Origin of the sequence: Metapseudomonas boanensis (assembly GCF_018704125.1) — a bacterium.
GTDB classification, from domain to species: domain Bacteria; phylum Pseudomonadota; class Gammaproteobacteria; order Pseudomonadales; family Pseudomonadaceae; genus Metapseudomonas; species Metapseudomonas boanensis.
This window is the reverse complement of sequence record NZ_JAGTIS010000008.1, coordinates 241,803-252,258: the sequence shown is the minus strand read 5'-3', so window position 1 is coordinate 252,258 and position 10,456 is coordinate 241,803. Positions and strand designations below refer to the sequence as shown.

Below are 10,456 nucleotides of genomic sequence, written 5' to 3'. Positions count from 1 at the left end.
GGGTGGTGGCCACCCCGAGACGCGCGGCACGGGCGAGGCCGTCGGACGCCGGGTCGATGCCGACCATGGCGCCCATCTCAAGATGCTGCGCGTTGCGCAGCACCTTGATCATCAGGTCGGTGCCGATGTTGCCGGAGCCGACGATGGCGACTTTGAGTTTTTTGCTCATGGGACAGGTTCTCTCTGCTATCAGTCAGCGCTGAACTGGACGGCCACCTGGCCGAGGCCCTCGATCACCGCCTCGAAGCGGTCACCGGCTGCGACGGGCGCCATCGGGCCGAGGGCGCCGGTGAGGATCAGGTCGCCGGCGCGCAGGGGCTCGCCCAGCTGGGCCATGGTGCGCGCCAGCCAGACCGCCGCGTTCAGCGGGTGGCCGAGGCATTCGGCGCCGCTGCCGCTGGAGACCAGCTCGCCATTGCGGGTCATGCGCATGGCCGCCTGGCGCAGGTCCAGGCCGTCCAGGCGGCGGGCCGGACCACCGAGGACGAAGCAGCCGCTGGAGGCGTTGTCGGCCACGGTGTCGACGAAGCGGATGTTCCAGCCCTGCACGCGGCTGCCGACGACTTCCAGCGCGGGCAGCACCCAGCCGGTGGCGGCGAGCAGGTCGGCGAAGCTGGTGTCGGCGCGCGGCAGGTCGCGCTCGAGGAGCAGGGCGATCTCTGCCTCGATCTTCGGCTGCAGCACGCGGTTGATCGGCACCACCTCGTTGTCGCCGTAGGCCATGTCGGCGAACAGGGTGCCGAAGTCCGGCTGGCCGACGCCCAGTTGCGCCTGCACCTTGGGATTGGTCAGACCGATCTTGCGGCCCACCACGCGCCGGCCCTCGGCCACGCCATGGGCGATGTTCAGGCGCTGGATGGCGTAGGCCGCCTCGGCATTGCCTTCGCCGATCTGGGCACGCAGCGGGGCGATGGCCTCGCCGCTCGCTTCGGCGCCGCGCAGGGCGGCGGCCAGTTGTTCCAGGGTTTGTTGGGTCACGCTCATGAGTCACCTCGGAGCCGGGGCTCGATCAATGGCTGAGGAAATCCAGCACCAGGCGGTTGAACTTGTCGGCGTGCTCCCACTGCGCCCAGTGGCCGCAGTTGTTGAACACATGGAGTTCGGAGTTGGGGATGCCGGCGATCAGGCGCAGGCCGGTGTCCATCGGCACGAAGCGGTCGTTGCGGCCCCAGATCACCAGGGTCTCGGCCTTGATTTCGGCCAGGCGCGGGCCGAAGTCGGGGAACTGCTTGGGGTTCAGCGCCAGGCTCTTGACGAAGTTTTCCAGGTGGTCGCGGCGCGCCAGCATGTTGTCCAGGCGGGTCTGGAACAGCTCTTCGGTGAGGTCGCTGGAGTCGAAGACGAAGATGTTCATCATCTTCTTCAGGTTGTCGATGGTCGGCTCGCGGTACAGGCCCTGGAGCAGCTTGATGCCTTCGGTGGGCATCGGCACGAAGGGGCTGGCGCCGCCGGTGCCGCCGCCCATCAGGACCAGCTTGCCGACCCGCTCCGGCCAGTTCAGGGCGAAGGCCACCGCGCTGTGGCCGCCCATGGAGTTGCCGAGGAGGTGCACGCGGTCCAGGTCCAGCCGGTCCACCAGACCCTTGAGGATGCGGGCATTGAGATCCGAGCGCGAGCCGTCGCAGACGATGGAATCGCTTTTGCTCCAGCCCGGGCAGTCCAGCAGGATCACCCGGTAGCCGGCGGCCAGCAGGGGGTCGATATTGCGGTTGAAGTTGGCCCAGCCGCTGGCGCCGGGACCGGAGCCGTGCAGCATGACCACGGTCTGCTCGCCCTGGCCGCAATCGTTGTAGTGGATATTGAGTTCCCGCTCGCCTTCGCGGATGCGGGCGAAGCGGCTGGTGGTGGCTTCGGTCAATGCGGTCATCTCAGGACTCCTTCGATAGGGATTGGGGCTCGGCGCTGAGCGAGCCGAAGCCGGCGATCCACTCGGGGATCGGCCGGTAATAACGGTCACTGGCCTGGTACGGGCCGAAGGCCGAAAGCGCGGCGAAGGCCGCCACCCAGGTCTTCACTTCGTGGGTGGATTTGCCCGCCAGGGCGGACAGCTCGGCATTGCCGAGGCCGTCCAGTTCGGCCATACGACCGCTGGTGAGCAGGTCGAGGAAGTGCTGGTCCCAGTCCGGGTTCAGCGGGTGCAACGAGTGCTGATCCTCGATGAAGCGCTGCGCCGCAAGGATCACCCGCTGCTGCCGCGCTTCGCGTTCATCGGCCGGCAGGTGGCGGCCACTGCCCAACAGCCGGTCGGCCATGCGGGCGTCGACGTGGGCCAGTTCCGGCACCGGCGGCTGGTGCGACAGGCCGCCGGAGCCGAGGAACAGGACCCGTTGGTCCAGCGTCCGGGCGAAGCGCCCGATGGCCTCGCCGAGCAGGCGGGCGCGCTGGAAGCTCGGCAGCGGGGTGGCCACCGAGTTGATGAAGACCGGGATCACCGGGCATTCACCGAGACCGCCGAGCAGCTGTTCCAGCGGCTGGGCGAAACCATGGTCGACCTGCATGCGGTAGGACACGGCGGTGTCCACGCCGTCGGCCAGCACCGACTCGGCACAGGCCTCAGCCAGCGCCTTGGGCACCGGCAGCGGGCCGGCCAGGGTGCCGAAATCGCCGATCGCGTGGGCGGCGGTACCGATGCAGAACGACGGCATCAGGTCATAGAAAAAGCCGTTGTAGTGGTCCGGGGCGAAGAGGATCACCAGCTCGGGATCGAAGTGGGCGATGCGCGCACGGGCGCCCGATATTACCTCGTCGACCTCGCGCAGGATCTCGGGTAGCGGATCGACATGCCCGACCAGCGGGCTGTGCGACTGGCAATGCAGGTAGGCGCTCATTTCAGGCCACCTTGCTCGGCGCGACCACGCTCGGCGCGGCAGCCTTCAGGGCTAGTGCGCGGACCAGGGCGTCGCACAGCTTGTCGAGCGTCTGCGGGATGGCCAGCCCGGCGACGAAGCGGTCTGGACGCAATACAACGACGGAAGCGGGATAGTGGCCGAACCACTCCTTCAGGCGGCCTGTGCTGTCGCCGATGCGAATCACGCCATCGGCCAGAGCGCGCTCGGCCTTCAGCTGCGCACTCGGCAATACCTGGATGAAGCAGGTGCCGAGGTCGCGCCAGAATGCGACCTGCTCGGCCGAGAGGCCCCAGGTCGGATCGTTGCCCCAGGCGATGATCGCAAAGCGGCTGCCGATCACCTCGTCCAGCAGGACTTCCCGACCGTCATCGGTAAGCACCTTCGGCTGGATGAACATGCGCCCCACGGGCGAGTTTTTCAGTGCCGGGCTGGCCGCCACCAGCGCGCCCTGACGGTACTGCGGCATCGGTTTGAAGCGCATTTCCAGGAAGTAGCGCTTCACCGGTGGCAGGTAGTTGAGCAGCCAGGAAATGCCGTCACGCAGGGTGCCTTGCCAACGCTTGGGCGGCGCCAGGACATGGCCGGCCAGCACCGATAGATCGATCATCGCCTTGGCATGGTCGCGGCGCTCCTGCTCGTAGGTGTCGAGCAGCGATTCACCGGCCAGACCCTTGACCACCAGGCCGAGTTTCCAGGCCAGGTTGCAGGCATCGCGCATGCCGCTGTTGTAACCCTGGCCCTGCCACACCGGCATGATGTGGGCCGCATCGCCTGCGAGCACGACGCGGCCGACACGGAACTGACCGGCCAAGCGTGCGTTGTGGGTGTAGACGCGTTTGCGTATCAGCTCGACGCGGTCTGGGTCCGGCAGCACCTTGGCGAGCAGGCGGCGCATGTTTTCCGGCTTGCCCAACTCCTCCTCGGTTTCACCCGGCATGACCATGAACTCGAAGCGACGCACGCCGTGGGGCAGGGCTGCGGACACATAAGGTCGCACTGGATCGCAGCAGAGATAGACGTTGGGCGTGCCCAGCGGGTCGTTGGCGATGTCGATGACGATCCACTGGTTGGGTGCGGTCCGGCCTTCGAACGAGACGCCAAGGCTACGGCGCACGTAGCTGTTGCCGCCGTCGCAGGCGACCAGATAGCAGGCTCGTACGCTCTCCTCGACACCTTCGGCGGTGCGCATGCGCAGGGTGACGCCGGACGGGTCCTGGCTGAAGTCGACCATGTCACGGGAGAACAGCGTGCGCACATTGGCGAAGCGCTTGAGTCCCTCGTACAGCACACCGTCCACCTGCGGCTGGATGAAGGCGTTGCGCCGCGACCAGCCGAATTCGTCGGTCATCGGCTGGATGTCGGCAAAGCAGCGTCCCTTGGGGGTGAGGAAGCGCATGGCGTGCCAGGGCGTGGTGTGCGGTAGCACCTTGTCCACCAGGCCAACGGCCTGGATGGTGCGCAACGACTCGTCATCGATGCCAATGGCGCGTGGGTAGTCGATCAGTTTGTCGAGCTTTTCGATCACCAATACGTCGACGCCGATCTGGCCGAGGTAGTTGGCGATGGTCAGCCCCACGGGGCCGGCTCCGAGCACGACGACCTGGGCAGAATGGTCGGCAGCGGACGCGTTTTCGGGTCGATTTGAAGTCATTGTTTTCATGGTCCTCACCGCATGGAACAGCGTTGCAATGCCCGGCTGGCTCGAATGCGGGCAAGCCGGTACCTGCCCTCGGGCACGCAGGTGTCCGAAGGGATTGGGTTCGTTCAGGGAGTTGGGCCTGGCGGCTACGCCTTATGCCAGGCCAGGCGCGTAGCGTTCTCGGAAGTCGAGTGGCAGCGGAGCCTGATGCCGGATACGGGCGCCCATGGGCAGCGCGTCAAGGGTGAGCGCGTTTCCCTGCGCGACAGGCTCTGCGGGTAGCGTGCCGCAGCAGGCCTGGAGGCGAATCGAGATGGCAGGCAAAAGCACATGTTTCATTTCGGTTCCCCGTTCGAGTAGGGACGACTTATCGTTGTTGGGGCGAGTATAGGAATGCCGATCCATGCCCTACAATGAAAACCAAGCGCGGCGTGCACTAGGTGCACATGATTGATTTATTTGAGTTTTTAAGGTGATCCATGGCTGCGGAGCGCGATACCGATTACAAGACCGTACGCGGACTGACCCGCGGCCTGGCGCTGCTCAACACCTTGAACCGCCTTGATGGCGGTGCCAGCGTGGGCAAGCTGGCGGAGCTCACCGGCCTGCATCGAACCACCGTCCGCCGTCTGCTGGAAACCCTGCAGGAGGAGGGCTACGTCAGGCGTAGCGAGTCGGATGACAGCTTTCGCCTGAGCCTGAAAGTGCGTGAGCTGAGCGAAGGTTTTCGTGATGAGCAGTGGATCTCCGCATTGGCTGCGCCGCTGCTCGGCGAGCTGTTGCAGGAGGTGCTGTGGCCGACCGATATCTGCACCCTGGATGTCGATGCGATGGTGATCCGCGAGACCACCCACCGTTTCAGCCGGTTGTCGTTCCACCGCTCCATGGTCGGCCGACGCCTGCCGCTGCTGATGACCGCCACCGGCCGGGCCTATTTCGCCTTCTGTCCGGATGCCGAACGCGAGGAGCTGATCGAACTGCTGCGCACCCGCGATGACGAGCAGGCCGTGCTGGCGCAGAACCGCCGCTTGCTCGATCGACTGGTGGAGCACACGCGTCAACGCGGCTACGGGGAGAACTACGCGCACTGGGGGGATGAGCGAAAGATCGCGGCCATCGCCCTGCCGATTCGTCAGGGCGAGCAGGTCCTGGGCTGCCTGAACCTGGTCTACATCGCCAAGGCGATGCCCATCGAGGAAGCCGCTAACCGTTACCTGTCAGCGATGCGGCGCGTCATCGGTACGATTGAAGCCGGTCTTCTGCCGGACTCAGCCACCTAGTTCCCGCGAGATGCTGTCGCGGCTAGCCAGCAGCGTAGTCAGGAAACTCTCCTGGGCGAAAGACGTATCCATCACCGCATCCGGCCCGGACAGGTTGATCGCCGCGACCACCTGGCCCTGATGGTCATGGATACCGGTCGCAATGGCGGTGGAGTAATCGGAGCGGTGCAGTACCCAGCCGCGCTCGCGGTCCTGGGCGATGAGCTGCTGCAGCTCCGGTAATGTGCGCGGTGCCGGCGCGGGGTAGTCGTCGAGGCGCACGTGCTGATAGAGCTGGCCGAGCTCGGCCTCATCCAGGCCTGTCAGCAGCATGCGGCCCATGGCTGTGCTGTGGCAGGGCAGGCGGGTGCCGATGGGGATGTTCACTGTCAGCCGCTGCGGGGCGAAGGCGCGGTACAGGTAGAGGCTGTCGGTCTGCTCGCGGATGCTCAGGTGGCACGACAGCGATGTGCGATCGCGCAGGGCATTCAGGTGGGGCATGGAGACTTCAACGATGTCCCGGCTGGCGAGGTAGCTGAAGCCGTCCGAGATCACTTTCGTCCCGAGTTCGAAGGCATTGCGACCAACCCGTTGCAGGTAGCCCATATCGACCAGCGTCTGCACGATGCGATAGACCGCCGAGGTGCTGATTTCCAGGCGCTCGGCCATATCGCTCATGCCCAGGATGCGCTCCCGGGCGCTGAACATCCCGAGAATGGTCAGGCCTCGCTGCAGGGCGGGCACGCGGTAATCGGCGTCCCGTTCAGGGGTTTCGATGGCGGTCATGGCGCGGCCTCGTGGCAGGTGGCTTTTCGTAGGTTGGTGCAGAGCGCAGCGAAGCCCAACGGTCCCGAGCATTGGGCTTCGCCGAGCTCAGCCTACGAGAGCAGCGCGTCCAGCGATACCGGCCGGCCGTCGAACTCCTCCATGGCGTCCAGCATGGCGCCTTGGAAGTACTCCAGGGAGGCACGGTCGCAGAGGATATGGAAGCGCGGCAGCTCGCCTGTTCCGGCGTTGATCACGATGACGTTGATCCGCGCCGCCGAGGTTTGCGCCACGGCCCCGACGGGGAAGGCTTCTGGCCGCAGGTCGACGCCACAGACCTTGGCCATCACCTCCGCCACATGACGGCCGGAGAGCTGCAACCAGGCGTGGCTGTCCTCGCGCGGCAGCAGGTAGTTGCCCCGGTCACTCAGCTGCCAGCCGGCTTCCTCTGCAGCGATACGCTCGCCCCGGTCGGCGAGGCTGCCGAGCAGCAAGTACTCGGTCTGCGACAGGCGCGCCACGAGCGCACCGTCATTCTGCGTCAGCGCCCGGTTGGGCGCATCCGGCAGCTGGTAGCCGCGTTGGTGCAGGAAGGCGGCGGCGTCGATGCCTCGGAAGCCCACGCGCGGCAGGTCGGTAAGGTCGATGAGCGCGCAGCGCTCGATGGTATTGAGGCTGGTCATGGCTCAGAGCTCCTGGCGCTGGTTGTCGGGATCGAAGAAGGGCAGTTGCACCACGGTGGCCTGGACCACCTGACCGCCTTCCACCCGGATCGGAATCTGCGAGCCTGGTTCGGCCTGTTCGGCGCCGGCGTAGGCCAAGCCGATGATTTGGCCGAGGGTGCCGGAGTATTCACAGGAGGTGACGTTGCCACTGATGTTCGGCCCGTTCAGCACCAGGTGGCCCTCCAGCGGTTGCGCACTGCCCCTGGGCAGGGTGAAGCCCACCAGTTTGCGTTTCAGCGGCTGCGCTTCGAGGATCTCGATGGAGCGCTTGCCGACGAAGAAGGGCTTCTTGCGGCCGATGGACCACTGCATGTCGAGTTCAGCCGGATGGGTCATGCCGTCGGTGTCCTGGCTGATGATCACGTGGCCTTTTTCCAGGCGCAGCAGGCGCTGGGTCTCGACGCCGAATGGTCGGATAGCGAATTCGGCGCCGGCTTCCATCAGTGCGTCCCACAGCTTGCCGCCATGGCGCGCCGGTACGTGGATCTCGTAGCCCAGCTCGCCGACGAAGCCGACGCGCATCAGCCGCGCCGGAATGCCGGCCACGGTGCCGCTGCGCACGGCGAGGTAGGGGAAGCCCTCGGCGGACAGGTCGACGTCGTCGCAGAGCTTCTCCAGCACCTGGCGTGACAGCGGCCCGGCCAGGTTCACCGCGGCCAGGGCGGCAGTGACGTTGGCGATGTCCACGTTCAGGCGCCACTGGGCGTTCCACTTGAGCATCTGCTGGTAGATGCGGTCCACTCCGCTGGTGGTGGCGGTGACATAAAAGTGGTTGTCGGCCAGGCGCGCGCAAACACCGTCGTCGATCACCACGCCGTGCTCGTTGGTCATCAGCGCGTAGCGCGTGCGTGCCACCGGTTGCTTCTTGAAGGGCAGGGTGTAGATGCGCTCCAGCAGCTCGGCGGCGTCCGGGCCGCGTACATCCAGGCCACCCAGGGTCGAGACGTCGATCAGGCCGACCTTCTCGCGTACGTGGCGGGCTTCTTCCTGCATGCAGCGTTCACGGTCTTCCGGCTTGCCGTAGAAGGCCGGGCGCTGCCAGATGCCGGCGGGCATCATTTTCGCGCCGGCCTGCAGATGGCGGCGGTGCATGGGCGTTTGCCGGTAGGGGTCGAAGGCGCGGCCGGCGACGTGGGCGAGCTTCTCCGCTTCGAAGGGCGGGCGTGCGGTGGTGACGCCGGTTTCGCTGATGCTGCGGCCCGTGGCGTGGGCCACCAGGCGGGCAGTGGGCAGGGCGGAGTGACGGCCCTGGGAGGGACCCATGCCGACGGTGGAGAAGCGCTTGACCAGTTGCACGTCGCGATAGCCGCTGCGGGTGGCGTTGACGATGTCGCGCACCTGCAGGTCCTCGTCGAAGTCGACGAAGTCCTTGCCTTTGGGGTGCGGGAAGATCGGCCAGTCGAAGTTGACCCGTGCCTCGCCGTTGAAGGCGCGCTCAGCGATGGCGGCGTCTAGGCCGAGGGCCGCAATGGCACGGGCCGCGGCGAGAGTGCCGTCGAGCAGCACGTTGTCCAGACTGTGGCGGCCATTCACCGAACCAGCGATGGCCAGACCTTGTGGCAGGCCACTGATGGCGAACTCGGCTTTCTGCTCGTCATAGGCCAGTTTGCCGCCGGCCTGGCAGAGCAGTTGGTAGACGGGCATGTAGCCGGCCGACATGCACAGCAGGTCGCACTCAAGGTGCAGACCGTGCTCGGCCACCTGGCCCTGGGCGGTGATCTTGCGCAGCTCCACGCCACTGACGTGGCGCATGCCTTTTTCGTGCTGGGCCTCATACACGGTGCTGCCGAGGTGGCAGGGAATGCCACGTTTCTCCAGGGCGGTTTTCAGTGCACCGTCGCTGGGCTGGCTGCGCATGTCCACCAGCGCGGCGACCTGGACGCCTTGCTCGTGGAGGTCGAGCGCGGCGAGGTAGCCGTCGTCGTTGCCGGTCAGCATCACCGCGCGCTTGCCGGGTTTGACCGCGTAGAGCTTCATCAGGCGCTGGGCGGCGCTGGCGAGCATGACGCCGGGCAGATCGTTGTTGCGGAACACCACCGGCTGGTCGAAGGAGCCGGCGCTGACGATGCACTGCTTGGCGCGCACCTTGTACAGGCGGCGGCCCTGGATCACCGGCAGGTAATTGTCGGTGAACCAGGCGTTGCAGGTGGCCTGCTTCAGCACCTGGATATTGGCGTGGCCCTCCACGGTGGCCACCAGTTCGCGGCGCAGGGTTTCGGCGCGGGTGCCTTCGACATCGAAGCGGGCGTAGGTCAGCGAGCCGCCCAGCACCGACTGTTGTTCGATCAGCAGCACCTTGGCGCCGGCGTTGGCAGCGGTCAGCGCGGCTTGCAGCCCTGCGGGCCCGGCGCCGATTACGGCGAGGTCCACGAACAGGTACGCCTTGTCGTAGTACTGCGGCTTGAAATTCAGGTCGAGCACGCCGAGGCCGGCCTTCTTGCGGATCAGCGGCTCCCACACTTTCCACATGCCTTTTGGCTTGTAGAAAGAGCGGTAGTAGAAGCCCACCGGCATGAATCTGGAGAACTTGCCGAGATAGGCATCGCGGTCGTTGTCCAGGGAGCCGTTGAAGTTCTGCCCGGTCACGTCCAGTCCCGAACACAACGGATGGGCGTCGGCCAGCACATTGGGCTCGTCGGGCAGTTGCACCAGGGTGTTGGCGTCTTGCCCGGCCATGGTCAGCGGGCCGCGAGGGCGGTGGTACTTGAAGGAGCGCGACAGCAGCCAGCGGCCATTGGCGAGCAGGGCGCTGGCGATGCTGTCGCCGGCAAAGCCCTGGTAGTCGGTGCCGTCGAAGCGGAAGGCGAGGGGCTGATCGCGGTTGATCAAGAGGCCCATGGGGGCGGGCAAGCGGCTGAACTGGCTCATCCTGCGATCTCCTGGCTGGGCGGGCTGAACTCGACCCGTTGGGTGAAGATTTCCTTCGGGTCGAAGGTGCGAATGATCTGGTCGGTGACCGTGTGGCGCTCGGCGAGGAACCAGTAGCTGGAGGCGTTGTGCATCCACCACTCGCGGACCACGCCGGCGGCGTTATCGCTGTTGAATACGTAGTCGGCCCATTCGGCATCACTGCAGGTGGCCGGGTCGGGCATCACCTTGAATTCGCCGCCATAGGTGAATTCGCTGATGTTTCGGGGCCCGTTAAGTGGGCAATTCATGATCTTCATGGGCTTCACTCCTTGGCGAGCAAGGCTGTAGTCGGTCTCTGTAGGAGCGAGC

The 10,456-nt window shown here is 66.0% G+C and carries 9 protein-coding genes and 1 pseudogene; 1 reads left to right on the top strand and 9 read right to left on the bottom strand.

Annotation, left to right across the window (positions count from 1 at the left end; all coding sequences use genetic code 11):
• The 5 genes and pseudogenes from J7302_RS16420 to J7302_RS16400 form a co-directional block, all read right to left on the bottom strand.
• Positions 1 to 169, bottom strand: a pseudogene (locus tag J7302_RS16420) (acetaldehyde dehydrogenase); the annotation flags it as partial.
• Between the two features lie 20 nt (positions 170 to 189).
• On the bottom strand, positions 190 to 984 hold the full coding sequence (gene mhpD / locus J7302_RS16415) for a 2-keto-4-pentenoate hydratase (protein WP_215377053.1): 795 nt from the start codon (positions 982 to 984) through the stop codon (positions 190 to 192).
• Positions 985 to 1,009: 25 nt separating this feature from the next.
• Positions 1,010 to 1,867 (bottom strand): alpha/beta fold hydrolase, encoded by an 858-nt coding sequence (locus J7302_RS16410; protein WP_215377050.1) that lies wholly within the window; start codon positions 1,865 to 1,867, stop codon positions 1,010 to 1,012.
• Between the two features lies 1 nt (position 1,868).
• Positions 1,869 to 2,828 carry a 3-carboxyethylcatechol 2,3-dioxygenase gene (gene mhpB / locus J7302_RS16405; protein ID WP_215377047.1) on the bottom strand — a complete coding sequence of 320 codons (960 nt, stop codon included), beginning with the start codon at positions 2,826 to 2,828 and terminating at the stop codon, positions 1,869 to 1,871.
• Position 2,829: 1 nt separating this feature from the next.
• A complete protein-coding gene (locus J7302_RS16400) occupies positions 2,830 to 4,590 on the bottom strand; it encodes a bifunctional 3-(3-hydroxy-phenyl)propionate/3-hydroxycinnamic acid hydroxylase (RefSeq protein ID WP_349814453.1) in 1,761 nt (586 codons plus the stop codon).
• 377 nt (positions 4,591 to 4,967) lie between these two features.
• On the opposite strand from J7302_RS16400, the gene J7302_RS16395 reads away from it, so the two are divergent.
• On the top strand, positions 4,968 to 5,768 hold the full coding sequence (locus J7302_RS16395) for a DNA-binding transcriptional regulator (protein ID WP_215377041.1): 801 nt from the start codon (positions 4,968 to 4,970) through the stop codon (positions 5,766 to 5,768).
• Here the strand turns inward: J7302_RS16395 and J7302_RS16390 are convergent.
• The 4 genes from J7302_RS16390 to J7302_RS16375 all read right to left on the bottom strand — a co-directional run bounded on the left by J7302_RS16390 (position 5,757) and on the right by J7302_RS16375 (position 10,404).
• Positions 5,757 to 6,533, bottom strand: coding sequence for an IclR family transcriptional regulator (locus J7302_RS16390; RefSeq protein ID WP_215377038.1), 777 nt, complete (start codon positions 6,531 to 6,533; stop codon positions 5,757 to 5,759). The two genes, J7302_RS16395 and J7302_RS16390, sit on opposite strands and share 12 nt — an antisense overlap.
• A gap of 92 nt (positions 6,534 to 6,625) precedes the next feature.
• A complete protein-coding gene (locus J7302_RS16385; protein WP_215377035.1) occupies positions 6,626 to 7,195 on the bottom strand; it encodes a sarcosine oxidase subunit gamma in 570 nt (189 codons plus the stop codon).
• 3 nt (positions 7,196 to 7,198) lie between these two features.
• Complete coding sequence (locus tag J7302_RS16380) at positions 7,199 to 10,105, bottom strand: 2Fe-2S iron-sulfur cluster-binding protein (RefSeq protein ID WP_215377032.1); 2,907 nt, start codon at positions 10,103 to 10,105, stop codon at positions 7,199 to 7,201.
• Complete coding sequence (locus tag J7302_RS16375) at positions 10,102 to 10,404, bottom strand: sarcosine oxidase subunit delta (RefSeq protein ID WP_215377023.1); 303 nt, start codon at positions 10,402 to 10,404, stop codon at positions 10,102 to 10,104. The genes J7302_RS16380 and J7302_RS16375 overlap by 4 nt, the downstream gene beginning before the upstream one ends.
• Positions 10,405 to 10,456: the final 52 nt, after the last annotated feature.